Genomic DNA, 26335 nt, shown 5'->3' on the forward strand with positions numbered 1-26335 from the left:
GGCTCTGCCAACACTCTCTTCGCCATTTTGAGGCCCACTCATGTCTATAGTTATCAAAAATAGCAACGATATCGCCAAGATGCGCGTCGCTGGAAAATTGGCCAGCGAAGTACTGGACTACATTACGCCCTTTGTAAAAGTAGGCGTCACAACGGCTGAGATTGATCGCCTTTGCCATGAATATATGCGAGATGTGCAAGGCACTATTCCTGCACCACTTAATTACTGCCCACCCGGCTATACACCCTATCCAAAAGCGATTTGCACCTCGGTCAACCAAGTCGTTTGCCACGGTATTCCTGCTGATAAGCCACTCAAAAGCGGCGACTGCGTCAATCTGGATATCACCGTTATCAAAGACGGCTACCATGGCGACAATAGCCGTATGTATCTGGTAGGAGATGTTTCTGCGCCCGCACGCCGCCTGGCGAAAGTAACCTATAACGCCATGTGGATCGGAATTGATCAGGTAAAACCCGGCGCGCACTTTGGCGATATTGGCGCAGCCATTCAAAAATATGCTGAAGGTGCAGGTTACTCGGTCGTGCGTGAATTCTGCGGCCACGGTATCGGCAGCAAATTTCACGAAGATCCTCAAGTACTGCACTACGGCAAAGCAGGCACAGGCCCGGAAATGCAGGCAGGCATGATCTTTACGATTGAACCGATGATTAATGCAGGCAAACGCGACATCAAAGGCATGAGCGATGGCTGGACAATTGTCACCAAAGATCGCAGCCTGTCCGCACAGTGGGAGCACACCATTTTAGTCACCGAAACCGGTTATGAAGTGCTGACACAATCAGCAGGCACACCTGCCCGCCCTGATAGCTACGCAATTTAATCATGTAGGGCGGATGAAACCCCATGTGCGCTAACCAAATCGTTTTTTCATGAGCAAACAGCGAAAAAACCCTATGCCCACGCTCTCGGCACGGGGCTTAAGTCCCCCTGAAGCACGCCGAAGCGAGGAACAAGCGGGGTGGGGCCGTCGTCAATTCGTGTTTGAGCGAAGCGAGTTGAATTGACGCCACCTCGATTGTCCGCAGTAAGGGGCCTTCGTGCTGTTTGGGGCGGCCTTCTGCCGCGCAAGAAAGGAAGGTCCAGCGGGACGCCCGCACCAAAATTAATGTGCCGAAGGCACAAAAAAAAATGGCTTTTGACTTTGGTTAGCGCCTAAGGGGTAAAACCCGCGAGCAACGCTGAAAAATACGCGGGCTTCACCCGCCCTACAATGCAGGAACAAAACTGTGCTTCTTCTTACTTCACCCTGGCTGATTGGCCTGCTCGTGATTGTGTTTTCCATCGGCGTGGCCTTGTGTTTTGTTGGCCTGATGGTGTCTTTAATGACGGCACTGGGCAATAAAAACTGGTTTTGGGCGGCAGGCATGCTGCTGGCTTTTCCCCTTGCTGCCGTATTTTGCTTACGCCGCTGGCAAATGGCCGCCTGGCCGGGAAAAATGCTGCTCTCTGGCATGGGATTGCTGGTTTTTCCGATCGGCTATTATTTGTCCATGATTCAGTAGCCTGTTAAACACCTGCAGCTTGCGTAAGCTTTAAGCTAAAAAGAGGCGAGGATTCGCCTCTTTTTTTACGCTTTTAAACACAGCTCTTCCTTTTTCCCCAATTAAACCTGACTCTATAAGTAGTGATTTGATACACTCAACTTACATATTCAGGAGGTAGGCATGCCTAGTATTCGCCATAGCGAAAGAAAAGATATAGAGCAAATTCGCCAGCTGTATGCCGAACCCAGCAATTATGCGGCCACGCTACAAAGCCCGTATCCGTCTGCCGAGCTTTGGGAATCTCGTCTGAGTAATCCCCCCGGCCACGCCATCAGCTTGGTGGCAGTCAGGGAGGATGAGGTACTTGGGCAATTAGGCCTGCATATCGAACAAAACCCGCGCCGTAAGCATGTGGCAGGGATAGGCATGGCGGTTAAAAGCAACGCCCGCCGGCAAGGCATAGCCGATGCACTGATGCAGGCCGCGATCGAAACGGCTGAACAATGGCAGGCCATCAGCCGCATAGAGCTGTCTGTTTACACCGACAACTTAGCCGCCCTCGCCCTCTATGAAAAGCATGGCTTTATTAAAGAAGGCATAGGTAAAAACTATGCATTCAGAAACGGTCAGTTTGTTGATGTATTTATGATGGCCCGATGTAAGACGGCCTGATATTTTCAATCCTCACAAGGCATCCAGCATGAATCCAGCCCCCTTTACCCTCTATGTAGATTCACTGTTCACTAGCCCTTATGCGATGTCGGTATTTGTTTCATTGCTGGAAAAAAACCTGCCTTTCGAAATCAAAACCCTAGATTTAGATGCCGGTGAGCAACAGCAAACCACCTTCCGCCAACAATCTCTTACCAGCCGCGTGCCGACCTTACAAGATGCTGATTTTGCTTTATCAGAATCTTCCGCCATTAGCGAATACCTGGAAGAGCGCTTCCCCGCGCCAGACTACGCGGCGCTTTATCCGGCAGATCTGCGTCAGCGTGCCAAAGCACGGCAGATTCAGGCTTGGCTGCGTAGTGATCTACTCGATTTACGCATTGAACGCTCAACCAATGTGGTATTTTTTTCGCCCAGCGATCAGCCACTAAGCACTAAAGGCCAAGCCGCCGCTGAGAAGCTGATTGCCACGGCTGATTTACTGATTCAAGATCATCAGACCCAACTGTTTGATCAATGGTGCATTGCCGACACCGACCTTGCGCTGATGCTGCAACGCCTGATTAAAAACGGTGATCCTGTACCCGCAAAACTAGAGAGCTACGCGAACATACAATGGCAAAGACCTGCTGTGCAGCAATGGATTGCACGAACACGCAGATAAGCAAATATGAGCCACAACACACTTTTTACTAAACAGGCCCTCAAATAAAGCTGGGGGCCATTAGAAAAACACCTCGAAAGCATCAGTAAGCCTCACAGATCCGCTTTATTTAACCATGCCCCTCGTCTTCTTTTTCCTGATTTCGGATATACACCCTTACTATCATTTCATCCAAATCAATCATTAAAAACAAACAGCCTCTTACCGAAACACCTCAACCTGTCAAGTTTTTTGCCCTGGTGCAAAATAGCCAAAGAATAACCATTTCGCCTTTTCCTTTAATAAAACACCAAAAAATTAATTTAAATAACCATTACATAATCAGCTGCTAAGCATACGCAAAAGTGTCAACCAGAGCGGTCTATTGCATACAGAAACAGCAAAAATCCAATGCGTCCTAAATGACTAACATATTTTTGCATCCCTGACAATTACCGATCAGGTTAATTGTAATGAATATAAACAAATGCTAATGTAATTACATTAAATATTAAAATAAACAAGGGAGTGATAAATATGGCATTGATGGATTGGCTTCGGCAACGATTGTCCGGGAATGAAAAGGCAGAATTGGTGGTTGATTCCGAAGAAGGAGTCCTTGCCGGATTGAATTTAAAACAGGTTCTGGATGCCCACACGGCCTGGAAAACCAAATTAAAAAATGAGCTGGACGGGAAAGGAAAGGAGTCTCTTGACGTTAGCATCATTGCCCAAGACAACCAGTGCGAGCTTGGGAGGTGGCTGCATGGACCAGGAAAATTAAGTTTTTCTCATTACCCTGAATATCACTCTGCATGTACAGCTCATTCAGAATTCCATTTTTGTGCTGCTGAAGTGCTCATGCAATACCAGGCAGGTGCGCCTGCTGCTGCTGAAGCTCTACTAAAAGGTAAGTTTCGCCAAGCTTCAAATAAAAACCAGCTGGAATTAGTACGTTTATTTGTTGCGGCCAGAAAACCTACCTAGGTTGGAGTGAATGTAAAATCAAGCAACTAAAATTATGTAAATATCTTTGGCAATTAACCCAATGCCAAGGGTACTCAGCACTAAACTTGCTAAAGGCGCCAAATTTAAAGCAAGTATTCGCATGTAAATTACTCAGACTCTCTGACAGTTGTATTAGTTAGACCACTACCCGTGGGTGTTTTCACCGGGGATGCGCTGAAAAAACATCCCCGCAAAAACACGAAAAATATTGCATGCTATTCGTTAATGACGGCGAACAAAGCCTCCTTATCCTGCTGACTTAAAACACCCCTGCTATCCACCCCTTCACCAAGCCTGAAGGACCCGTCAGGGAAAATAGTTACAGCATCCGAGCCTGCAATTTCTACCTCTATCCCGTTCATCTGAAGAAGTTCTAGTATTGGCTGATTTTTTGTACGGCTCATCTGAGCGATATTAATCCCCATCCTGAGGTTGGATTGACAATCAAGTCCTGCAACCCAGATCACTTTATCCCCTCCTTTTAAGTGTGTCTTAACCTGAAAAAGCAGCTTGTAAACATCAAACTCAATCAGACCGTAATCTAAAGCACTACCTGTCAAATGCATCAGTGTACGGCTTTCGTACACCGCCCCGTTCCAGCCGGAACACACAGCGAGTGCGGAGCAATCTGATAAATACTTCGTAGATAAAACGGAAGTATGATCACAAACCGCAACTATCCTTCCCATCGAGACATTTTTACTTTTATGACTCGCCTCGCCAGATACCGAAGCCGCCGCTTTAGTACCAGATATTCCAAACAGTGACCCAATAGCACTACGGATCGAATGCATAGCAACCCCCCATCGGTTTAAAATACACCAGAACAAATTACAATTTTTAACAAAAAAGTCAGCATTGTTATAAATTTCACCAAGATGCTGTCCATGCCCCTACGGATAAAATACGCGATCGGAGTACAAATAAAATGCAATTTTCGCTCATGGGCTAAGTAAGCTATCTAAGCCAGTAATACCCCTTTTAAAAACCACCAGTTTTCTTCGTATAAAACAAAGCCATTCACCACACCCCACTTTGCTTCAGACAAAAAAAACGGACATCCGAAGATGCCCGCTTTGTCTGCCTGACTCGAAATCCAATTTTTACTGCGTACCTGCGATTTCTTCCTCGCTGGCATTTTCAGCTTTAACTGCTGGCTTAGGCGATGCGGGGTGCATGACGTCTTTGCTGACACCCTTACCATCTGGCCCCACATTCTGATTGACGGCAGGTAAATGGTGCGCAATGCCTTTGTGGCAGTCTATACAAGTCATGCCTTCAGATAAGCCTTTTTGGTGGGCATTGGCCGAGCGGGTATTTTGCTCCATATAATCAAAATATTCGTAGTTATGACAGTTACGGCAGGCTTGAGAATCATTTGCTTTCATCCTTTTCCATTCGTTTTCTGCTAGCTCGAGACGCTTATCCAGAAATTTTTCACGTGTATTAATGTAGCCGGTCAGCTTGCCCCAGACTTCTTTAGAAGCCTCAAGCTTACGCCACATTTTCGGACCCCATTCATGCGGAACATGGCAATCCGGGCAAGTAGCACGAACACCCGAACGGTTAGTGTAATGCACAGTTTCCTGGTATTCCGGGTACACATTGCTAGCCATTTCATGGCAACTTAAACAGAATTTCTCAGTATTGGTCATCTCCAGTGCGGTATTAAAGCCGCCCCAGAAAATAATCCCCACAAAAAACGCCACAATCACACCAACATAACCGATGCGCATACTGCGTAGTGCTTGCATCCGTGCACAGAGCCGTGCTTTCAGTGAAGGCTTGGTCTCATCGCTCATTTGTCATTCCTTTTCCGCTTATTTAACCAAGCCATCGGCTGGCTTAAAAGTATTATCCACCAGTGGTTTGGCATCTGTTTGCGGTACATGGCATTGCTGACAGAAATACCGGCGCGGCGAAATATTAGTCAGCTCGGTACCACCGCGTGTTTTAAAATGTGTAATTGATACTTTAGTTGCACCAGTGTCTGCCGTGCGATCCCAGCTATGACAATCAAGGCACTTATTAAACTCTTTAGTAACCAGATAGCCCTTGGTGGTATGCGGAATTAACGGTGGCTGCTGTACAAACTGACGCGGCAAAGGCTTACGGTCTTTTTCCCAGCGATAATTTTCAGAAGGCGCGTCACCTTTAACAGCCTCAGTGCCACGCAAGGATTTCATGCCCTCTGCCTGCGTTACAGGGGCCAAAACCATACAGAAACTCAGAAACAAAGCCAGCATCGGCATTAATTTTTTCATTTTTCTCTCCTTTAAGGCAGGCAAACGGCTAAATGATTACGATCCGTTAGCCACCAGCCCCTTTCATAAGACGGGTGAAACCCGCCATTTTATACCACGTGGTACTCAGGCGGGTTGCCCCGCCATGCTCAATATCCGGTCCTTAAGCCTTTACCACTTTCACCGCACATTTTTTAAAGTCGGTCTGTTTGGAAATCGGGCAAGTCGCATCCAGCGTCAGCTTATTCACGAGACGCCCCTCATCAAAGAAAGGGATAAAAATCAGCCCTACCGGCGGTTTATTGCGGCCGCGCGTTTCCAGGCGGGCTTTAATATCACCACGGCGAGACGATACTTTCACCAGCATGCCACGCTGCAAGCCACGTTTTTTAGCGTCGTTCGGGTTCATAAACACCATCGCCTCCGGCACCGCCTTATGCAGCTCCGGCACGCGACGGGTCATGGTGCCGGTATGCCAGTGTTCTAACACGCGTCCCGTGCAGAGCCACATATCAAAGTTGGCATCGGGCATTTCCGGCGGCGCTTGGTAAGGCAGGGCAATAATATTGGCCCGGCCATCTTTATTGCCATAGAAACGCACGCCCTCGCCTTTCTTCACGTAAGTATCATAACCTTCGCGATAACGCCATTTGGTTTCTTTGCCATTCACCACCGGCCAGCGCAAGCCACGCACCTGATGGTAAAGATCAAACGGTGCTAAATCATGTCCGTGACCTCGACCAAACTGGGCATACTCTTCAAACAAACCTTTCTGAACATAAAACCCGGCAAGTTTGGCTTCAACATTTTCAAAGCCTTTAAATTGATCTGCAGCTTTAAATTTGTCCACATTGCCATTTACATACAATACGTCGTACAACGTTTTACCTTTTACCGCAGGCTGTTTGGCAATCAAATCTGCAGGCCACACATCTTCAACCTTAAAGCGCTTGGCAAATTGCATCAGCTGCCACAAATCAGACTTGGACTCACCAGGTGCATCCACCTGCTGGCGCCATAGCTGGGTACGACGCTCGGCATTACCAAAGCCACCTTCTTTTTCTACCCACATTGCAGTTGGCAACACCAGATCGGCAGCCAGAGTCGATGCCGTTGGATAAGGGTCAGACACCACAATAAAAGTGTCCGGCCTGCGCCAGCCCGGGTACAGCTCTTCATTAATATTCGGGCCAGCCTGCATATTGTTATTACACATCTGCCAGTAAACTTTCACCTTACCATCTTTAATCGCACGCGCCATTGCCACCGCATGTAAGCCGATTTTGGCAGGAATGGTGCCCTCAGGAATGCGCCAGATTTCTTCGGCATGTTTGCGGTGTTCAGGATTGGTCACCACCATATCAGCAGGCAAGCGATGGGCAAAGGTGCCTACTTCACGCGCCGTACCACAGGCCGAAGGCTGGCCAGTGAGTGAGAACGGACTATTACCCGGCTCGGAAATTTTACCTGTCAGCAAGTGGATGTTGTAAATCATATTGTTCGCCCATGTGCCACGGGTGTGCTGATTAAAGCCCATGGTCCAGAACGAGGTCACTTTGATTTTTGGATCAGCATACAGCTCGGCCAGCGCAATTAAGCGGTCTTCCGGAATGCCGCAGAGCTTGCTGACTTTGTCGACCGTGTAATCAGATACAAATTTTGAAAACTGCTCAAATGAGCCGTCTTTCATCTCGTTAGGATTGGTTTTAGGCTTACCGTTAGCATCGGGGTAGCCATTCGATTTTGCATTTGCTTCAAGCGGATGCTTGGGTCTTAATCCGTAACCGATATCTGTTTCACCAATTTTGAAATTACAGTGATCTTTTACAAACTTCTGATTCACACGGCCAGTTTTGATAATGTGATGGCAGATAAAATTCATCATCGCCAAGTCGGTTTGCGGGGTAAAAACCAGACCATAACCAATGTCGGCCAGCTCAAACGAGCGATGCTCGTAAGTTGAGAGCACCGAAACTTTAACTTTAGGATTGGACAAACGCCGGTCAGTAATGCGGCTCCACAAAATAGGGTGCATTTCAGCCATATTCGAGCCCCAGAGCACAAAGGCATCCGCAGCTTCAATGTCCTCATAGCACCCCATAGGCTCATCCATACCAAAGGTGCGCATAAAACCGGTCACGGCACTGGCCATGCAATGGCGTGCATTCGGGTCAATATTATTGGATCTGAAACCTGCTTTCATCAGCTTGGATGCGGCATAGCCTTCATAAATAGTCCACTGCCCCGAGCCAAACATGGCTACCGATTCCGGCCCGCTGGTTTTCAGTGCGTCTTTCCATTTTGTTGCCATAACGGCAAGCGCTTCATCCCAGCTAACCGGGGTGAATTCACCATCCTTATGATACTGGCCGTTTTTCTTTCGCAGTAAAGGCTGGGTTAAGCGATCTTCGCCATACATAATTTTGGACAGGAAATAGCCTTTCACACAATTCAAACCCCGGTTCACTTCTGCATCTGGGTCCCCCTGCGTAGCCACCACACGACCATTTTGTGTACCCACCAGCACCGCACAGCCCGTGCCGCAAAACCGGCAGGGAGCTTTATCCCAGCGAATACTATTTTTGCCATCACCCGCCGTAGCAGGCATGGGTTTTGGTGCGGCACCTGCAAGCGGAATACCTGCGCTGGCAGCCGCTGCGGCTACGGCAGATATTTTAATAAATTCACGGCGATCCAGGCTCATGATAAGCGCTCCTCAGATTTTTCTGATGTCAATAAAGGGGATTGGGATAATTCTTCGTCACAATATTCATAAGCCAGTGTGGCTGATGCAACATGGGGGATATCTTGAATTTGCTTGAGTAAATCTGAAGAGCGGACACCCGGCACATCTTCAACCGTAATAATCAGACGCCCCTCATGCTCAAGGTGCAACTCGACCCCTTGCACCAGTAACACCGCCGCTCTGACGTTTTCTAAATGATCGGGAACGGCCCGAATCACAAGACTAAAAATATTCATGCAACCAGCTCCAGCAAACGAATGCTCTGACTTGGGCAGGACGAAACACAGGCACCACAGCCTGTACATTGTTCTGCATTAACAAAGGGATGAGCTACTTTACCAACTGCCAGCTGAAAACGAATGGCCTGCTCGCCGCATGCTTCGCCGCAAATCCGGCATTCGACACCACGCTCAGCCAGGCAGCTTTCATTAATCTTTGCGTGGATTCGCCAGGGCGGACTGACACTTTGATCCAAAGCCAGGCTGGTGCATACCTGTGTGCACTCACCACAGAAGCTGCATTCGGCCTGTGTAAAATCCACAACTGGAAAACCACCATCACCCACTTTAATAATTTGCGTAGGGCAGGCAGCAGAACAATCACCGCAATGGGTACAACGATCCAAAAAATGCGCCGTCGCCCAAGGAGGACGCGGCGCGACAGGCGCTTGCGGACGGCGACCAAACAATAAGTTTCGGCGAGAATGATCCACTACGACAGCCAATCAAATATGGTAAGTTTCTAAGGTTAGGCTGCAGTTGTAATACATACAATCCCTCTTTAGAGGTGTAAGCCCAAAAACCCCCCTGCATTTACCTCTTTAGGGGTAAGCAAAACAAGGCCGACGCTTATAACACGCTTAAACTACATGAAGTAATGAAGTAAAACAGGCTATATTTTGCAGCTTTTACATTGCTTAAGCCCTTATGCAAACTTGATTTTGGCAAAAAGCGCATTAAACGGATGACGTGTATTCCAAACCGTAAACGAATCGGACCGTAACATGATCACTGGAATGGAAATTTAGAGGTATGGCATATGCGTATTAAGGAAGGTTTCCGCCAAACGTCAATTTTGCAGTTTATTACCCGTGCATTATTACTGATGGTTCTGCCTGCATTTCTGGCTTTTTTTATGAGCTGGAGCACAGTAGTGCGCTCAACAGGCGAAGGCACCGTAATCAATCTGGCAGGCTCCTTGCGTAAGCAGGTTTATTTGATTGTTGCCACTCACGAATCCCCTCCCGCCCCCCCGCCAGCCAGCCATCCTCAACTGCAAACAGTGATTAACGAGTTTGAGCACCGCCTCTATCACCCGACATTACTCAATAACCTACCCAATCAGGCAAATGATCCGATACGGGCGCACTACGACCATATGGAAACAACCTGGCGGACAGAAATCAAAAAAGAGCTATCTCAACTTAAAAAAAATCACGATGGCAGCCTGCTGCCAAAAGCAATTCACTTTGTTTCTTTAATTGATGCCTATGTAGAGGCCATTGAAGCCAGGCACGAAACGCGCCTGCTCTGGCTGGGACGTATCCAATGGATTAGTTTAGGTATTATGGTTCTGGTGCTTATTGGAACTTTACGCTGGCTGTCGCAACACGTCACACAACCACTTATTGCCATGGTTCACACCACCAGTAAAATTAAAAGCGGTGATTTAAACGTACGTGCGCCGGAAGACGGCGCGGGCGAAATCACTTTACTAGGGCAAGCCATCAACCACATGGTGGCTGAATTAGCCCGTGGCATTGGTGAGTTAGAATCTCGTGTCAGTGAAAAAACCAGGGCTTTATCACAAAATCAGCGCAGCCTGGAGCTACTCTATCGTATTAAGCAGCGCCTGTCTGATCAAGAGCCTGATCAGAACACTTTTGACCAGGTATTAAGTGATTTAGGCAGCGTGATCGAGCTGGAACACGCAGCCATTTGCATCACTGAAACCGAACAGGCTCCACTGGCATTTCGCTTTGCCGTCATCACCAATAAACCAAGCAAGTATTGCGATCAAAAAGCCTGTGCTTCTTGCAGCCAAGCCGCAAATACACCGACCCAGACCACTGATTACCCGGTATTTCAACTCAGTGACGGACGAAAGAACTACGGCATAATGCCAATTCAACTCAAGCCCTCACAAAAACTAGCTGACTGGCAGCGGCAATTACTTGAGGCGGTAGCGCGCCAGATCGGTACTGCATTGGCCAATGCCAAACGTAAGCAGGCTCTGCATCGTTTAGCACTGCACGAAGAGCGCTCGGTCATTGCCAGAGAGCTTCACGATTCATTGGCGCAATCTCTGTCTTACTTAAAGATCCAAGTAATGCGCTTACAAACCGAATTTCCTGAAGCAGCCCGCAGCGACACAGCCCAGGCCGTACTCACAGAATTGCGCCAGGGCCTGAATGATGCTTACCGCCAGCTGCGCGAATTGCTCAATACTTTTCGCCTGCAAATGCACGAGCGCGGGCTCACCGAAGCGCTGGAACAAACTGTGCACGAATTTGCAGAGCGCGCAGCCCATCCGGTATTTTTGGAAAACCACCTGATGGGTGTCGAGCTGAGCGCACATGAAGAAATCCACATTTTACAAATTGTGCGCGAGGCACTCGCCAACATCGAACGCCACGCCCATGCACAGCATGCCTGGGTCACCCTGATCTGGTCAGAGCAAACCGTCCTGGTAACAATCAGAGATGACGGGCTGGGTATCAATGATCATCCTGAAAAAAAGCAGCACTACGGATTAAGCATCATGCGCGACCGCGCCAACAGCCTGCAGGGAGAGCTCAGCATCGCCCGCCATTTCCCAAACGGCACCATCGTTTCCTTACAATTCACCCCCAATAGCCCTGTTGCAGAAGGATACACGTCATGAGCAACACATATACCGTCGTTGTTATCGATGATCACCCTTTATTTCGTAAGGGTGTCATTCAGCTTCTGGCCCTGGATGCACGATTTAATGTCGTTGGCGAAGCAGCCAGCGGAGCAGAGGGCCTTGTTGTGGTTGAAGCAAAAAATCCCGATTTAGTTATTCTGGATTTAAACATGAAAGATATGGACGGCATTGCCACGCTGCGCGCCATAAAAGAGCTGGATCTGGATTCCCGTGTCGTGATGCTCACGGTGTCCGACCAATCCTCCGATTTGGTAGCAGCAGTGCGGGGAGGCGCCGATGGTTACTTGCTAAAAGACATGGAGCCGGAAGAAATCATCAGTAGTCTTGCCGAAGCCCTGGACGGACAAATGGCCATACCGGAGCGCCTGGGCAGAGTACTTGCTCTGGCCATGCGGGAAGACGATGGCAGTGAGCGTAACGCCATGATGGCATCCCTAACCGAGCGGGAAAGAGAAATACTCGCTTGCCTGGCTAACGGGTTATCCAACAAATTAGTTGGCAGAGAGCTGGGCATTGCAGAAGGCACGGTAAAAGTGCACGTTAAAAGCCTGCTCAGAAAATTAAACTTCCGCTCCAGGCTAGAAGCCGCCATCTGGGCAGTGGAACAAGGGATAAAGCTGGGGTAGCTCGTATTAAAAAAAACTCTGCAGACACAGAGTCAAGTAAGAACACAGAGAAAAGCAAACAGCACTTAGGCTTCTCTGTGGGCTCTGTGTTCTCCCCACCCTTTGTGTTTACAGAGTTTTTAAAGATTCAGCCGCCCGTTTGTGACATAAAGCGGATGATTTTACCGGGTTGTTCTTTAAATTCGTGGCGTTCCGGTTTTAGCTCGATGGCGGTTTTGAGTGCGGTTAAAATCTCTGCATCGCTTGCCCCCCCCCTTAGCAGCGGTGCAAATTCAAATTTTTCTTCCTGCCCCAGACACATGTATAAAGTGCCATCCACGGCCAGCCTGACGCGATTACAGGAGGCACAGAAATGTTGCGAAATTGGGGTAATAAAACCCACCCGCCCGCTACCGTCTGCCGTTTGCCAGTAACGCGCCGGCCCGCCACCCAGCTCGGCCACTTCGGGAATCAGGCCAAACTGGGCAACCAGCTGCTCACGAACTGGGTTTAAATCCAGATATTGCGCATTGCGACCGGTACTGCCCATGGGCATGGCTTCAATCAGACGCAAAATAAACCCGTTTTCCAGGCAAAAAGCCACCATACGGTTAATTTCGTGCTCGTTCACGCCGCGCATGGCAACCATATTAAGCTTGATCGGATCAAAGCCCGCCGCTTTGCCTGCCATAATTCCAGCCATAATGGCATCAAAACTATCCCGGCCGGTAATCGTATTAACACAGCCCTTATCCAGTGAATCCAAACTGACATTAATGCGCTTCACCCCGGCAGCTTTCAGCGCTACCGCGTGTTTTACCAATTGCGTTGCATTGGTAGAGAGCGATAGATCTTCCACCCCCGGCAGCGCCGACAAACGAGCGGCCAGCTCAGGTAAATTGTGCCGTAGTAAAGGCTCGCCCCCCGTAAGGCGCACACGCGAAACACCAGCCTGAGCAAAGAGACCAACTAAGCGCGTCATTTCATCAAAGCTCAGCCAGTTTGTAGGCTCTTCATAACCACTAAAACCTTTAGGCAGGCAGTAATTACAGCGCAAATCACAACGATCCGTTACCGATAAGCGTAAATAACGAATAGCGCGGCCAAAGCGATCTTGTAAGGGAGCAATCGGAGAGGCAAACATCAAGCTTCCTTAAAACGGGAGGGAGAGCATTAATCAATAAGACCCATCATTAGTCGCACCATATAGCGATTTGTGATAATTCAGCAATGCGCATTTGTAATGCCGCCAGAATACAAAGTATTATAGGGTTTACTTTGCCCGCACAGGTAGCGCATAACGCGGCCAGCTTGCGGATCAGCACACAAACATAGACTCGCCCGGCTCCTGAACAATAGCCCAATCACCCTTTATCGCCCCATACTATAACGCCAAGCCTATGAATGAGTCCGTTGCATTTAGGGCTACCTCTTCTGAGATAGATCCAAATACCTATCAGTAAAAAAACTCAAATCCGTATACTGCCCACCATGCTTTCTGTGTCCAAACTTTCAGCTCAGCGCGCTGATCGCCTCCTTTTTAGCGGTTTATCATTTGCCCTCCATGCGGGGCAATGCCTGCATTTGCGCGGCGCAAACGGTGCAGGCAAAACGACACTGCTTAAAATACTGGCAGGATTGAGCACAGCGCAAGATGGCGAAATCAGCTGGCAAGGCCGGCCTTTGGCAAAATGGGGAGATGATTACTACGGGATGCTGCATTATCTGGGCCATAAAGATGGCTTAAAAGATTTACTCAGCCCGCTGGCTAATTTACGCATTGCAGCTGATCTGTCAGGACAAGCATTAAGCGAAGCCGCTGCACTAAAAACACTGGCCCAGGCTGGCCTCATCCGCCAGAGCGATCTGGCCGTGCGCGTCCTATCGCAGGGACAGAAAAAACGCGCGGCCTTAGCAAGGTTACTGGCAATAAGCCGCCCGCTCTGGCTACTGGATGAGCCTTTTGTAGCACTTGATCAAGCGGCACAAAAACAATTGGGCGAATGGATCTCCCGGCACAATCATGATGGCGGCATTGTTATTCTGACTTCACATCAGGCCCTGCCTGACGCCATACAAAACGTCATCGAGCTAAATTTAAGTGCAGGCTGTTCAGTATGAGTAGTGCACACTTTTTTGCCACTATTATCCGCCGCGATTTATTACTTGCCTGGCAACAGCGTGGCGATTTACTAGTAGGTGTGGTGTTCTTTGTTTTGGTAGCCTGTCTGTTTCCGCTCGCCATTGGCCCCGAACCTAAGCTGCTCGCCCGCATCGGCCCCGGAGTGCTGTGGGTGGCGGCGATACTCGCCAATCTGCTGGCCCTGCCCCGGCTGTTTAATAATGACTGGCAAGATGGCAGCCTGGAGCAGCTTTTAATCACCCCCACCCCCGCCAGCGTGATGGTCGCAGGCAAGCTGACAGCACACTGGCTCACAACCGGCGTCCCGCTGACCCTGATCGCCCCCCTTTTAGGGATTCAATATGGTTTGGAAAATGATACCCTACTGACTCTCATAGCAAGTTTGCTACTTGGCACACCTACACTTAGCGCCCTAGGCAGCATAGGTGCAGCACTCACTTTGGGTGTGCGTCAGGGGGAGATGCTTTTAGCTCTGCTGGTTTTACCGCTTTATGCGCCGGTATTGATTTTTGGCAGCGGCGCAGTCGCTGCAGTCGCTGGCGGATTATCTGGCATGGCCGAATTATCCCTGCTCGCAGCCATCCTCTGCGCCACCTTATTTTTAGCCCCCTGGCTGGCCGCAATGGCAGTAAAACTGGCGGTTGAATAAATGCATATGTTTCGTCCACCCACACTAAACACACAAGACCCTATAAAGAAGCACTCAGGAACACCATGAAACCACCCCACAGCCCGCGCTGGCTGAATCTATTTTCTTTCGCCTCTCCCATGCAGTTTTACCCGCTGGCAGGACGGCTGATTCCGCTGTTTATGGCTCTGGCCATACTGCTCTGCGCTGCAGGGTTTTGGATCGGCTTTGCGATTGCCCCCGGCGACGCTCAGCAAGGTGAAGGCTACCGGATTATTTTTCTGCATGTGCCCACCAGCTGGATGGCGATGTTTATTTACGTCGTGATGGCTTTCTGGTCGGTAATGCATCTGATTCTACGCACCCGGCTATCTGCCATGATGGCACAAGCGCTAGCCCCGACAGGCGCGCTGATGGCGTTTTTATCGCTATTCACGGGTGCCCTTTGGGGCAAACCCATGTGGGGAACCTGGTGGGTTTGGGATGCCCGGCTCACTTCCATGCTGCTATTATTTTTTCTGTACCTGGGCTTTATCGCCCTTACCCGCAGCATTGACGAACCTGATCGCGCCGACAAAGCTGGCTCGGTGCTGGCAATTGTCGGCGTATTTAATGTGCCGGTGATTTATTTCTCGGTCAAATGGTGGAATACCCTGCACCAGGGCGCATCGATCTCAATGGAAAAAGGCAGCAGCATGGCCAGTACCATGCTGGTTGCCATGCTGTTGATGTCGCTGGCCGCATGGATGTACAGCATCGCCAGCTGTCTATCCCGTGTTCGCACACTCATTTTGCAGCGCGAAGGCTATACCCGCTGGGTAAAAGAGCGCATCGCACAGGGAGAAAAATAATGTTCTCAACCCTCTACTGGGCCAACTTCAGTGATTTTATCCATATGGGCGGCTATGGCCTGTATGTATGGGGCTCTCTCATCGCCTGTGTTTTAGTGCTGGGCATGGAGTGCCTATTGATCAGGCAGCAACGCAAGCAAGTAATCCGGCATTTGAGAAGGATGGCTTTGGCGGAAGAAATTGGGGATGAGGGATATGAGCGTTGATCGCATTCGTAGGGCGGGTGCAACCCGCCGCGCTCATTACCCTTCACATTGGCGAAGTTCACCCCATGCGTGCTAAGCAAAGTCAAAAAGACCTTTTTAGTGCCTTCGGCACATTGATTTTGGTGCGGGCGTCCCGCTGGACCTTCCTTTCTTGCGCGGCCAAGAAACGAAGCCAAAGAAGGCCGCCCCAGCGTCTGCGCCCCGCTGCGCGGGGTTCCCTCTCTGCGGACAATCGACATGGCGTCGATTCAACTCGCTTCGCTCAAACACGAATCGACGACTACCCCATGCCGCTTGTTCCTCGATCGGCTGGACTAAGGGGGCACCCAAAAAGCCCATGCGCTAATAGCGCGGCAATCTCCACCATTTATGCGCGCACTACAGCAAAACGATCAATGCAATGCATGGCTTTTTATCATTTAGTAGGAGAACCCCATGTCCCCCAGACGTAAGCGTATTTTTTGGATAGCGGGTGCTTTAATCACGCTGGCTTTGGTCACTTTTTTTGTTGTGAATGCTTTTCGCCAGAATCTGGTTTTTTTCTATTCACCAACGCAAATCATCAATGGTGAAGCGCCGCATGGCCGGGCTTTCAGGCTGGGCGGGATGGTGGTGGATAAGAGCCTGATCCGCGCAGGCGATGGCGTCAGCATTCGCTTTACCGTGACCGACACCGATAAAAATATCCCGGTGCAATTTCGTGGCTTGCTGCCGGATTTATTTAAAGAAGGCAAAGGCGTAGTGGCAGAAGGCAGCTGGGAAAACGGCATTTTCACCGCCACCGAAGTGCTCGCCAAACACGACGAAAACTACATGCCCCCAGAAGCGCAGGATGCAGTCAACAAAGCACATCAGAAAGCAGCAGATAAAAAGACATAAAAAGTCTGCAAACGCAGAGCTACAGGGAGCACATAGAGTACACCGAGAAAAACAAAAAAAACGGGATTAAACGGCATTCAGCAGCGAAGAATGCTTCTGTTTTCTACTGCGTACTCTGTGTTATTTATGCTCTCTGTGCCTACAGACCTTTTGCCCTTAATGACTCATGCTCAGCTTTACTACAGGAAAAACAATGATTGGTGAACTCGGTACTTTCACGCTGATTCTGGCGCTACTGGTAGCGCTGGTGCAAGGCACGCTGGGAATTTGGGGCGGGGTGCGGCAGTGGCTACCCGCCATGCGCGTCGCCAGGCCCGCCGCACTATTGCAATTAGCACTCACCGCCAGCGCCTTTGCGCTGCTGGCCACGGCATTTTTGCAAGACGATTTTTCGATCCGCTATGTAGCACGTCAATCCAATAGCCTACTGCCGGTCTGGTTTAAATTTGCAGCAGTCTGGGGCGGGCATGAAGGATCTCTCCTGCTGTGGGTACTGATGCTGGCAGGCTGGGGGCAGCAGTGGCGGTATTTGCCCGCAACTTACCCCTTATTGTGCAATCTTTAGTCAGCGGTGTGTTAGCCTGGGTGGGCAGCGGCCTGTATCTGTTTATTTTACTGACGTCCAGCCCCTTTATTCGCCAGCTTCCCGCGCCAAGCAATGGCGCAGATTTAAACCCGCTGTTGCAAGATTTAGGGCTGATTTTTCACCCGCCCTTACTTTATATGGGCTATGTCGGCTTTTCGGTCGCCTTCGCTTTTGCCGTAGCCGCGCTGATTTCCGGCCGGCTGGATGCCAGCTGGGCGCGCTGGAGCCGCCCCTGGACCGCAGCCGCCTGGGTGTCACTGACGCTGGGCATTATGCTGGGCAGCGCCTGGGCTTATTACGAGCTGGGCTGGGGCGGCTGGTGGTTCTGGGATCCGGTAGAAAATGCTTCTTTTATGCCCTGGCTGGCGGGCACGGCGCTGATTCACTCCTTGGCGGTAGCCGAAAAACGCAATGCCTTTAAACACTGGACGGTACTGCTGGCCATAGGCACCTTTTCGCTCTCGCTTTTAGGCACGTTTTTAGTGCGATCCGGCGTGCTGACTTCGGTGCACGCCTTTGCCACTGACCCGGCTCGCGGCTTGTTTATTCTGATTTTTCTCTGCCTCGTGATCGGCGCATCGCTGGCACTTTATGCCTGGCGCGCCCCATTACTGGAAGGCGGCGGTGCATTTAACTGGTGCTCGCGCGAAGCGCTGCTGCTTGCCAACAATGTGATTTTAGTGGTCGCCTGTGCCACGGTTTTTCTTGGCACACTTTATCCGCTACTGATCGACGCACTGGGTCAGGGCAAGCTGTCCGTTGGCCCGCCCTATTTCAACAGCGTGTTTATTCCGCTGATGATGCCAGCCCTCTTGCTGATGGGTTTAAGCGGCAGCGTACGCTGGAAAAACCAGGATGGTCACGGCCTGTGGCTAGCTTATTACGGACCGATGATTCTGGCGATCGTGGGCGGCATCTTGCTGCCACTTTGCTGGGGACAATGGAAATGGGGCGTAGCCGTCGCACTGGGTATCGCCCTTTGGGTAGCCATCACTTCGCTGCGTGACTGGAGCCGTCGCTTAGTCAGCAACCGCCATAATGGCAATACATGGTGGCGGGCGCTGTGCAATGTGCCAGCGGCATTTTCCGGCATGCATATCGCCCACTTCGGGATTGCGGTGTTTGTAGCGGGTGTAACCGTGGTATCGAGCTACGAGCGCGAAGATGATCTGCGTATGGCCTTTGGCGACACACATACGATTGCGGGCTTTAACCTTCGCTTTGACGCAGTGAAATCAACCCGTGCCAGTAATTATGCCGCGCTCACAGGGCAGCTCACCCTCAGCCAGAATGGCAAGGCCATCAGCGTCATGCAGCCTGAAAAACGCCAGTATTTCTCCAGCCAGATGCCGATGACCGAAGCGGCAATTCATCACACACCGGTCAAAGATATTTATGTCTCCCTTGGCGAGCCGCTGGGTGACAACCCGTTCACCGGTGACTGGCTGGTGCGTGTGCATTACAAGCCACTCGTTGGCTGGATCTGGTACGGCTGCCTGCTGATGGCGCTGGGCGGCGTAATCGCCCTGTCCGACCGCCGCTACCGGCAGCAACGCTTGACTGCTAAGAATGTAAAACCTTAAACCTGTAGACACGGAGAACACAGAGAAAAAATTCAAATGCACGAAAATTCAAAATGACTCAGGGCATTGGTTTTCTCCGCGTAACTCCGTGTTCCCTCTGCCTTCCGTAGTTCAAGATTTGGGTTTTTCAAAAACTGTATTTTCCCCATTCTCTGTGTCTACAGAACTTTTTTGTAGCTTAGGAAAGTTTAATGAAACGCTTTGCTCCTTTAATTATTTTTGCGGCACTGGCATTGCTGCTGGCGGCGGGTTTAACGCTCAATCCGCGTGAACTTCCATCCGTGCTGATCGGCAAGTCTGCGCCACAATTTAAGCTCGATCGTCTGGATGCCAGCGGGCAGTTTTCACCGGCCAGCCTCAAAGGTCAGCCGTGGCTGCTTAATGTATGGGCCTCCTGGTGCAGCGCCTGTATTCAGGAGCATCCGGTGCTCAACAGCATCGCTGCGGAGCATAAGGTCACCCTCGTCGGGCTGGCTTACAAAGACACGGATAAGGACGCCAAAGAATGGCTACAAAGCCGTGGCAATCCTTACAACGTCGTCATCGCTGACCGAGATGGCAGAGTGGGCATTGATTACGGCGTATATGGCGTACCGGAGACTTTTGTGATCGATAAAAAGGGCAATATTGCTTACAAACACATCGGCGCAGTCACCCCCGACATCTTTAAAAACATCCTTCTGCCTGAACTCCAAAAGGCACGATGATGAATAACTACCACCTACTGGATTACTTTAAAGCGCGAAATATTAAAACCCAGGTCCTGAACCACAGAGAGCACGGAGTTACACAGAGAAAATCTTGGCTTTCTCCGTGGCTCTCCGTGTCCTTCTTTTCCTCCGTGGTTCAAGGTTTGGGCTTTAGTGCTCTGGCTTTATGCGGATTATGGCTTGCACTGATGCTACAGCCCGCAGCAGCTAAAGTGGCCGCACCTGCCGCCAGCGATGTGGCCGCTAATGCGCGTTTGGTCGAGCTGTCTGCTGAGCTGCGCTGCCTGGTTTGCCAGAATGAAAGCCTTGCCAGCTCGCGTGCGCCGCTGGCCGAAGATCTGCGCCGTGAAGTGCGTGAGCGCATTGCTGCTGGCGACAGCAACCCGCAGATCATCAGCCACCTCACTGATCGCTACGGTGACTTTGTCACTTACCGCCCGCCCTTCAAGGCCAGAACGCTGTTGCTGTGGCTATTGCCGCCCCTGCTGCTCTTAATCGGTTTGATTCTATTGCTGCGGCAAATCCGCCAGCGAAAACCCGCATCCAGCACGGCCGACCCAGCCCAGCTTGCGGCTTTACGGGCAGAGTTTGATAGCACCCATCATGGCAAGGACACACAATGAACACATCGCACTTTGGCCTATTCACACTGATTTGCGCACTGATGGTGGTTATCACGGTAGCAGCGCTGATTTGGCCACTACTCAAGGGCCGCTCGCAAGCAGGGGATATCCGCCGTGCACGCTATGCCTTGCACGACACTATCTTAGCCGAGCTGGATGAAGACCTGCACCATGGACGTTTAAGCGAAACCGATCACGCCATCGCCCGCGAAGAGGCTGAAAGCCGCCTGGTTCATGAGGTCGGCAACGCCAGCCCAAAGCAAAACGAGCGCTCTGCGCGTAGCCTGGTGATTGGGCTACTGCTTGCCTTGCCATTAGCCGCAGGCGGGCTGTATTTCAAATTGGGCACACCTACCGCACTGGATCCAAATACGCACCAGCGCCCGGATATCGGCCCGGGTGAAATTGCCGCCATGGTCAAAAAACTTGAAGCGCGCATGGTTTTAGAGCCGAACGATCAGCAGGGCTGGCTGATGCTGGCACGCAGCTACCGATCACAAGCCCGCTACACGGAGGCGATCAGCGCCTACGAGAAAGCATGGTCTGCCATTAAAAATGATGCAGGAGAAATCGCCCGTTTTGCAGGTGTACTCGCTATCGAACAGAAGAGTTTTAAAGGCAAACCCACCGAGCTATTAGTCAAATCACTGTCCGTCAACGCAAATGAGCCCGATGCCCTTATGCTGGCAGGCAGCGCCGCTGTCGAGCGTGGCGACAAAGCAGCAGCAAAAGAGTGGTGGAATAAGCTATTGATTTTGCTGGAAGCCGGATCTGAAGATGAGCAATGGCTAAAAGAAGAAATCCGCTTACTGGATGAGCCTAAAGATGCGGTGAAGTAGCAGCATAACGCAGCAAAGCCCGAACGCGAGACTTGATATTTAATTCACACACTGGCCGGAAAATAGCCGGGCACAAGGCACGCAAGAGAAGCCATAACAAGGCTTTTCGGGCTTTCTCTGTGCCCTGCTTTTTTTGTGCGTCAAGGTTTGATTCTGAATCAATATTGGCTGGAGAGAATTACTGAAAACTAAAAAAGTTTTCTAAGCAGCCGGTAATAACCAACAGGCGCGACTGATTGCCGGCCCAAGCTGCGTGTTGCGCTACATTGAATAAACCACTGGCTATGGCTAGCTAATAGCTGCTGATTAATGCCATCAATCACGGCATTTGGATTACTGACCCCGGCCTTGCTGATTAACTCAGCACTGGTGCACTGGCGCTGTTTTTGCAGCAAAGCGCACACACGCTGCTCATCAGAACTTAGATTAAGCAAGCTAAACGGATAACTTGTAGACATAAGCAGTATTGAGTTTTTAAAGCCCTACATTGTGGCAGTTTGCAGTATGAAAGCACAGCAAAGAGGCATTTGAAGCGGCATCGAACAACTCACACCCATGCCCCATACCACAAAATCAGACAAAAACCGCCACAAACAGCCGTGTGTGGCGGTGTGCATACAAACTTAATCTGCGCTTAGTACACCACGGCGAATCTGATCGTCTTCGATCGATTCAAACAGGGCTTTAAAGTTGCCTTCGCCAAAACCTTCATTGCCTTTACGCTGAATAATTTCAAAGAAAATCGGCCCAATCACTGTTTCAGTAAAGATTTGCAGCAGGATGCCGCCGCCCTCGGTAGGCGCACCATCGATCAGGATGCGGTTTTTACGCAGGCGCTCTAAATCTTCACCATGACCAGGCAAACGTGCATCGGTGCGATCATAGTAGCTATCCGGGGTATCCAGAAAACGTGTACCACCGGCTTTCAATGCTTCTACAGTGGCAAAAATATCATTAGTGGCAAGCGCAATATGCTGAATGCCTTCACCCTGGTACTGGCGCAGGAATTCTTCAATCTGGCTTTTATCATCAGACGATTCATTAATCGGGATGCGAATCTTGCCACAAGGGCTAGTCATGGCACGTGAAACAAGGCCCGTCAGCTTGCCTTCAATATCGAAATAACGAATTTCGCGGAAATTAGCGATATTTTCATAAAAGCCCGACCAGACATCCATATTGCCGCGTATCACATTATGGGTAAGGTGATCAACTTCAAATAAACCTACGCCCACCGGGTGCTGATCCACGCCTTCAAGCGGTATAAAATCTACGTCGTAAATATTTTGATCCTGGCCATAACGATCAACAAAATACAGCGCCGAGCCGCCAATACCTTCAATCGCGGGGATATTGAGCTCCATAAAACCAATCGGACGGTTGTAGGGCTTGGCGCCCTGCTCAATCGCATATTTGTACGCGTAATCTGCGTCAGCTACCCGCCAGGCCATCGCACAGGCAGACGGGCCGTGAATTTCGGCAAACTGACTAGCTGGCTGTGTAGACTCACCGTTTACAATAAAATTAATTTCACCCTGGCGGAACAAACTGGCGTTTTTGCTTCTGTGTCGCGCGATTTCCACAAAACCCAGGGAAATAAACAGGGCCTTCAGCTTATCTAATGCTTCCTGAGTATTCCCCGTGTATTCCACAAACTCAAAACCATTGGTTTCAAGCGGGTTAATGTTTGGTTTTTCCATTTTCATCTATCTCTCCAGTAGGTGAAGCCCGAATACAAAAATACCGTGATTTAATTTACGCAAAATATCATCACGGCATTGCCATATCGGGTTAATTTAGACCGTGCTTAGCAGTCCATTTTGAAAAATCATTTTCCAGCGCATCGAAACTTTCAATTACAAACAAATCTTCCTGCATATGCCATATGTCATATGCCGTTTCTGCCACCTTTTCGATATCAAACACATGCTTACGCGTTTGCTCGGATAAGCTGAACATCACCTCTTTAGGAGAAGACGCTATACCCGCACCAAAAATGCGCAGGCCATCCGCCTCCTCTATCAGGCCAAACTCAACCGTGTACCAGTAAAGGCGCGGCAACCACACTTTAGCGGGGTGATCCAGCTCAAAAGCACGCATACCAGCACGGCCAAAAGCCTCAAAAAATGCAGCAAAACGAGGGTGTGTCAGCAGTGGAGCATGCCCCAATAAATCATGAAACATGTCTGGTGCGGGGGTATACCCAATTTCGTCCGGCTTACGAATAAAATCGGTAGAAGGAAAAATACGTTGTGCCAGCAACTTAAAAAAATCTTCATCCGGCACAATCCCGGATACGCGTGTGAGTTTCCAGCCAGAAAGTGCTTCAACCTTATTGCTGATTTCTACCAAACTTGGAATGCGATCACAGGGGAATTTCACTTGCTCGATACCATCTAAAAAAGCCTGACAAAGACGCCCTGGCAATACCGCCTTCTGGTTTGCAATCAGCCTGGCCCATGTCTGATGTTCAACATCGGTGTACTGTGGTACAGGATAAGAATGAATATCAAGTACGGCATCCGGTACGGACAATTGCATATCGGATCTGAGGGTTGCTGCTTCATCGGTATACACAAGAGCGCTCCTAAATGGTATTTTTCACAGCAACTGTTCTAAACTAGCCTTTCATTCTACAAAAAGTTGAGAGCAATTTTTCATCTAAAATGCTAACAAAATAAATATTTATGCAATTTAACACCAATTAAACATAAAATGAGGGGAGAAAGAACCATGGAATTAGACAGGACTGATATAAAAATTCTGAACGAGCTTCAGTTACATGGCCGCTTAAGCAATGTAGAGCTGGCCGAAATCATCGCGTTGTCTCCTTCACCATGCTTGCGCAGGCTCAAACAACTCGAAGATAGTGGTGTTATTCGCAAATATGTTGCACTTTTGGATCCACTATTAATCGGACTGGGTTTGCAGGCATTTATCCGGGTTTCTCTGGAAAAACGCGGGCATAGCCATTTACAGGAATTTGTCACTGCCATTCAGGAATGGCCGGAGGTGGTGAACTGCTATGCAATGACAGGGGAAATGGATTATCTCTTGCAGGTGTACTTTGAAGATATGACCCACTTTTCCAAGTTTGTCATGGGGCAGCTTCTGCAACACCCTGGTATTGCGGATATCAAATCAAGCTTTGTTTTAAAAGAATTTAAAAACACCACGCACCTGCCTCTCAACCACCTGAACCCATAATAAAGTAAGGGGAGAGACACGCCTGTGCCTCACCCCTTCACTGCACGGCTTATCTTTCAACCCTGACAATCAAGCGGTTTTCATGCATGCTGTCCCTAAATGACCTCGGTAAAAACAACCTGAATCGCACTTGCCTGTCATACTTTGGCATCAGCAGAGCCATTCAAATATCCGGTTTAAATCCACGCAAACCAACCCACCATTCTTACAATAAAAATGAAAAGAAAACATAATCGGAAACTTACATACTGTCTGTTTTCCATCAATAAGCTGATGGAAATCTTCCTTAACGCTTGCCAGAAGCTGGGTATTTCAGCTATACCAAAGCAGATATTTATATCAAAAGACACAGCATAATGAGTTTAATAACGCTCTGGCTAATCGCAGCAGCTCTCCTGGCCGGATTAGAAATGCTGACAGGCAGCTTTTACTTACTCGCCATCGCCATCGGGCTCGCCAGTGCGGCCTTTACCGCATGGCTAGGTTTTAACTTTACAGTGCAAACTAGCACGGCAGCGCTCGTTGGCCTGATCGCTGTCGCAGCGCTCAGGCAATGGCAAAGTAAACATGACAGCAGCCCAGAGGAAATCAGCAGTGATATCGGCCAGCATGTAGAAATCGTGGCATGGCAAGGAGAAAGGCATGCCCGGGTTCGCTATCGCGGAACACTGTGGGATGCGGAACTGGCCGCTGGCTCCGAAACAGGCTTAAGCCATTACATAATTATTGCCACCCAGGGCAACTCTCTTATCCTCAACCATTCACCACTAAGGCACACCTGATGGAATTCGGATTTCCCTTTTTTTTCTTGATTACCGCTGTTATTTTCATCGCAAAAACATTCAAGGTTGTGCCCCAGCAGCACGCCCTTATTATTGAACGCCTTGGTAAATTTCATGCTGTTTTACAACCGGGCCTAAGCTTTATCGTGCCCTTTATTGATCGGGTTGCTTACAACTTATCACTCAAAGAAATCCCGCTTGATGTGCCATCACAAATTTGTATTACACGGGACAACACCCAGCTGCAAGTCGATGGCCTTTTGTATTACCAGGTTACCGATCCTAAGCTTGCTTCCTATGGCACATCCGATTACGTAATGGCCATTACGCAGCTGGCACAAACCACCCTGCGCTCGGTCATCGGCAAGCTGGAGCTGGACAAAACGTTTGAAGAGCGCGACGACATCAATGCCGCAGTAGTAAATGCGCTGGATGAAGCTGCACGCAGCTGGGGCGTAAAAGTTTTACGTTATGAAATTAAAGACTTAACCCCACCTAAAGAAATCTTGCACTCCATGCAGCAGCAAATTACAGCAGAGCGTGAGAAACGAGGCCGGATTGCGCAATCTGAAGGGGTAAAGCAAGAACAGATCAACCTGGCGACAGGCCAGCGGGAAGCATCGATCCAGCGCTCCGAAGGTGAGCGTCAGGCGGCCATTAATGCCTCAGAAGGTGAAAAACAAGCGGCAATTAATAAAGCGGAAGGCGAAGCCGAAGCACTGCGCCTTGTTGCCCGCGCCACCGCCGAAGCGATTCATATGGTGGCACAAACAATCAAACAGCCCGGTGGTCTGGAAGCCGTTAATTTAAAAGTAGCCGAGCAATATGTAGCCGCTTTTGCCAATATTGCCAAGGAAGGCAACACCATGCTGCTCCCTTCTAACGCAAGCGATATAGCAGGCATGGTTGCCACGGCTATGTCTGTGATTAAACCACCAGCACAGTCTTAATTCACGTAAGGAAATA

The 26335-nt window shown here is 49.7% G+C and carries 30 protein-coding genes; 20 read left to right on the forward strand and 10 right to left on the reverse strand.

All coding sequences use genetic code 11. From position 1 onward, the window contains the following. Positions 1–40: 40 nt before the first annotated feature. The 5 genes from map to EJO50_RS08170 all read left to right on the forward strand — a co-directional run bounded on the left by map (position 41) and on the right by EJO50_RS08170 (position 3810). Entirely contained in the window at positions 41–844 is an 804-nt protein-coding gene (map, locus tag EJO50_RS08150; RefSeq protein ID WP_125973175.1) for a type I methionyl aminopeptidase, read from the forward strand. Between the two features lie 406 nt (positions 845–1250). After that, positions 1251–1526 (forward strand): hypothetical protein, encoded by a 276-nt coding sequence (locus EJO50_RS08155; protein WP_125973177.1) that lies wholly within the window; start codon positions 1251–1253, stop codon positions 1524–1526. 162 nt (positions 1527–1688) lie between these two features. Further along, the gene (locus tag EJO50_RS08160) at positions 1689–2180 is read left to right on the forward strand and encodes a GNAT family N-acetyltransferase (RefSeq protein ID WP_125973179.1); all 492 of its coding nucleotides are present in this window, start codon (positions 1689–1691) and stop codon (positions 2178–2180) included. 28 nt (positions 2181–2208) lie between these two features. Beyond that, positions 2209–2844 carry a glutathione transferase gene (gene yfcF / locus EJO50_RS08165; protein ID WP_125973181.1) on the forward strand — a complete coding sequence of 212 codons (636 nt, stop codon included), beginning with the start codon at positions 2209–2211 and terminating at the stop codon, positions 2842–2844. Between the two features lie 516 nt (positions 2845–3360). Further along, positions 3361–3810 (forward strand): CZB domain-containing protein, encoded by a 450-nt coding sequence (locus EJO50_RS08170; protein WP_125973183.1) that lies wholly within the window; start codon positions 3361–3363, stop codon positions 3808–3810. A 236-nt stretch (positions 3811–4046) separates the two neighbouring features. Here the strand turns inward: EJO50_RS08170 and EJO50_RS08175 are convergent, their stop codons facing one another. From EJO50_RS08175 to napF, 6 genes are all read right to left on the reverse strand, one after another. Then, positions 4047–4625 (reverse strand): hypothetical protein, encoded by a 579-nt coding sequence (locus EJO50_RS08175; RefSeq protein ID WP_125973184.1) that lies wholly within the window; start codon positions 4623–4625, stop codon positions 4047–4049. A gap of 309 nt (positions 4626–4934) precedes the next feature. Then, a complete protein-coding gene (locus EJO50_RS08180; protein WP_125973186.1) occupies positions 4935–5633 on the reverse strand; it encodes a NapC/NirT family cytochrome c in 699 nt (232 codons plus the stop codon). An 18-nt stretch (positions 5634–5651) separates the two neighbouring features. Further along, the gene (locus EJO50_RS08185; protein ID WP_125973188.1) at positions 5652–6095 is read right to left on the reverse strand and encodes a nitrate reductase cytochrome c-type subunit; all 444 of its coding nucleotides are present in this window, start codon (positions 6093–6095) and stop codon (positions 5652–5654) included. A 142-nt stretch (positions 6096–6237) separates the two neighbouring features. After that, on the reverse strand, positions 6238–8778 hold the full coding sequence (gene napA / locus EJO50_RS08190) for a nitrate reductase catalytic subunit NapA (protein ID WP_125973190.1): 2541 nt from the start codon (positions 8776–8778) through the stop codon (positions 6238–6240). Beyond that, positions 8775–9056, reverse strand: coding sequence for a chaperone NapD (locus tag EJO50_RS08195; protein ID WP_164521457.1), 282 nt, complete (start codon positions 9054–9056; stop codon positions 8775–8777). Before EJO50_RS08195 ends, napA begins: the two co-directional genes overlap by 4 nt. Next, the gene (napF, locus tag EJO50_RS08200) at positions 9053–9532 is read right to left on the reverse strand and encodes a ferredoxin-type protein NapF (protein WP_125973194.1); all 480 of its coding nucleotides are present in this window, start codon (positions 9530–9532) and stop codon (positions 9053–9055) included. Before napF ends, EJO50_RS08195 begins: the two co-directional genes overlap by 4 nt. A 326-nt stretch (positions 9533–9858) precedes the next feature. Here napF and EJO50_RS08205 point away from each other — a divergent pair, with 326 nt between their 5' ends. Together EJO50_RS08205 and narL are read left to right on the forward strand one after the other, a co-directional pair. Beyond that, on the forward strand, positions 9859–11703 hold the full coding sequence (locus EJO50_RS08205; RefSeq protein WP_125973196.1) for a histidine kinase: 1845 nt from the start codon (positions 9859–9861) through the stop codon (positions 11701–11703). Then, on the forward strand, positions 11700–12353 hold the full coding sequence (narL, locus tag EJO50_RS08210) for a two-component system response regulator NarL (RefSeq protein ID WP_125973198.1): 654 nt from the start codon (positions 11700–11702) through the stop codon (positions 12351–12353). Before EJO50_RS08205 ends, narL begins: the two co-directional genes overlap by 4 nt. A 127-nt stretch (positions 12354–12480) precedes the next feature. Here the strand turns inward: narL and moaA are convergent, their stop codons facing one another. Then, a complete protein-coding gene (gene moaA, locus EJO50_RS08215) occupies positions 12481–13476 on the reverse strand; it encodes a GTP 3',8-cyclase MoaA (RefSeq protein ID WP_125973200.1) in 996 nt (331 codons plus the stop codon). Between the two features lie 356 nt (positions 13477–13832). On the opposite strand from moaA, the gene ccmA reads away from it, so the two are divergent. From ccmA to ccmI, 10 genes are all read left to right on the forward strand, one after another. Beyond that, positions 13833–14453 carry a cytochrome c biogenesis heme-transporting ATPase CcmA gene (gene ccmA, locus EJO50_RS08220; protein ID WP_206434483.1) on the forward strand — a complete coding sequence of 207 codons (621 nt, stop codon included), beginning with the start codon at positions 13833–13835 and terminating at the stop codon, positions 14451–14453. Beyond that, entirely contained in the window at positions 14450–15124 is a 675-nt protein-coding gene (gene ccmB / locus EJO50_RS08225) for a heme exporter protein CcmB (RefSeq protein ID WP_125973204.1), read from the forward strand. The genes ccmA and ccmB overlap by 4 nt, the downstream gene beginning before the upstream one ends. 65 nt (positions 15125–15189) lie before the next feature. Further along, positions 15190–15954: a heme ABC transporter permease CcmC gene (ccmC, locus tag EJO50_RS08230; protein WP_125973206.1), complete on the forward strand. Its 765-nt coding sequence runs from the start codon at positions 15190–15192 to the stop codon at positions 15952–15954. Next, positions 15954–16160 carry a heme exporter protein CcmD gene (gene ccmD / locus EJO50_RS08235; RefSeq protein WP_125973208.1) on the forward strand — a complete coding sequence of 69 codons (207 nt, stop codon included), beginning with the start codon at positions 15954–15956 and terminating at the stop codon, positions 16158–16160. The genes ccmC and ccmD overlap by 1 nt, the downstream gene beginning before the upstream one ends. A 435-nt stretch (positions 16161–16595) precedes the next feature. Beyond that, positions 16596–17039, forward strand: coding sequence for a cytochrome c maturation protein CcmE (gene ccmE, locus EJO50_RS08240; RefSeq protein ID WP_125973209.1), 444 nt, complete (start codon positions 16596–16598; stop codon positions 17037–17039). A gap of 193 nt (positions 17040–17232) precedes the next feature. Further along, positions 17233–17604: a hypothetical protein gene (locus EJO50_RS17440; protein WP_233702199.1), complete on the forward strand. Its 372-nt coding sequence runs from the start codon at positions 17233–17235 to the stop codon at positions 17602–17604. Then, a complete protein-coding gene (locus tag EJO50_RS08245) occupies positions 17526–19208 on the forward strand; it encodes a heme lyase CcmF/NrfE family subunit (RefSeq protein ID WP_233702200.1) in 1683 nt (560 codons plus the stop codon). The genes EJO50_RS17440 and EJO50_RS08245 overlap by 79 nt, the downstream gene beginning before the upstream one ends. Positions 19209–19399: 191 nt before the next feature. Continuing rightward, on the forward strand, positions 19400–19915 hold the full coding sequence (locus EJO50_RS08250; protein WP_125973211.1) for a DsbE family thiol:disulfide interchange protein: 516 nt from the start codon (positions 19400–19402) through the stop codon (positions 19913–19915). A gap of 191 nt (positions 19916–20106) precedes the next feature. Next, the gene (locus EJO50_RS08255; protein ID WP_125973213.1) at positions 20107–20541 is read left to right on the forward strand and encodes a cytochrome c-type biogenesis protein; all 435 of its coding nucleotides are present in this window, start codon (positions 20107–20109) and stop codon (positions 20539–20541) included. Beyond that, the gene (gene ccmI, locus EJO50_RS08260) at positions 20538–21380 is read left to right on the forward strand and encodes a c-type cytochrome biogenesis protein CcmI (RefSeq protein ID WP_125973215.1); all 843 of its coding nucleotides are present in this window, start codon (positions 20538–20540) and stop codon (positions 21378–21380) included. Before EJO50_RS08255 ends, ccmI begins: the two co-directional genes overlap by 4 nt. Positions 21381–21568: 188 nt before the next feature. On the opposite strand, the gene EJO50_RS08265 is transcribed toward ccmI, so the two are convergent. The 3 genes from EJO50_RS08265 to EJO50_RS08275 all read right to left on the reverse strand — a co-directional run bounded on the left by EJO50_RS08265 (position 21569) and on the right by EJO50_RS08275 (position 23957). Continuing rightward, positions 21569–21838, reverse strand: a complete 270-nt coding sequence (locus tag EJO50_RS08265) for a hypothetical protein (RefSeq protein WP_125973217.1) — start codon at positions 21836–21838, stop codon at positions 21569–21571. A 165-nt stretch (positions 21839–22003) separates the two neighbouring features. After that, a complete protein-coding gene (gene hppD / locus EJO50_RS08270; protein ID WP_125973219.1) occupies positions 22004–23086 on the reverse strand; it encodes a 4-hydroxyphenylpyruvate dioxygenase in 1083 nt (360 codons plus the stop codon). 85 nt (positions 23087–23171) lie between these two features. Then, positions 23172–23957: a phenylalanine 4-monooxygenase gene (locus EJO50_RS08275; protein WP_125973221.1), complete on the reverse strand. Its 786-nt coding sequence runs from the start codon at positions 23955–23957 to the stop codon at positions 23172–23174. A 156-nt stretch (positions 23958–24113) separates the two neighbouring features. Here EJO50_RS08275 and EJO50_RS08280 point away from each other — a divergent pair, with 156 nt between their 5' ends. The 3 genes from EJO50_RS08280 (at position 24114) to EJO50_RS08290 (ending at position 26319) form a co-directional block, all read left to right on the forward strand. After that, a complete protein-coding gene (locus tag EJO50_RS08280) occupies positions 24114–24587 on the forward strand; it encodes an Lrp/AsnC family transcriptional regulator (protein ID WP_125973223.1) in 474 nt (157 codons plus the stop codon). Positions 24588–24943: 356 nt separating this feature from the next. Beyond that, the gene (locus EJO50_RS08285) at positions 24944–25369 is read left to right on the forward strand and encodes an NfeD family protein (RefSeq protein ID WP_125973225.1); all 426 of its coding nucleotides are present in this window, start codon (positions 24944–24946) and stop codon (positions 25367–25369) included. Then, positions 25369–26319, forward strand: coding sequence for an SPFH domain-containing protein (locus tag EJO50_RS08290; RefSeq protein ID WP_125973227.1), 951 nt, complete (start codon positions 25369–25371; stop codon positions 26317–26319). The genes EJO50_RS08285 and EJO50_RS08290 overlap by 1 nt, the downstream gene beginning before the upstream one ends. Positions 26320–26335: the final 16 nt, after the last annotated feature.

Source organism: Iodobacter ciconiae (assembly GCF_003952345.1).
Classification (GTDB): domain Bacteria; phylum Pseudomonadota; class Gammaproteobacteria; order Burkholderiales; family Chitinibacteraceae; genus Iodobacter; species Iodobacter ciconiae.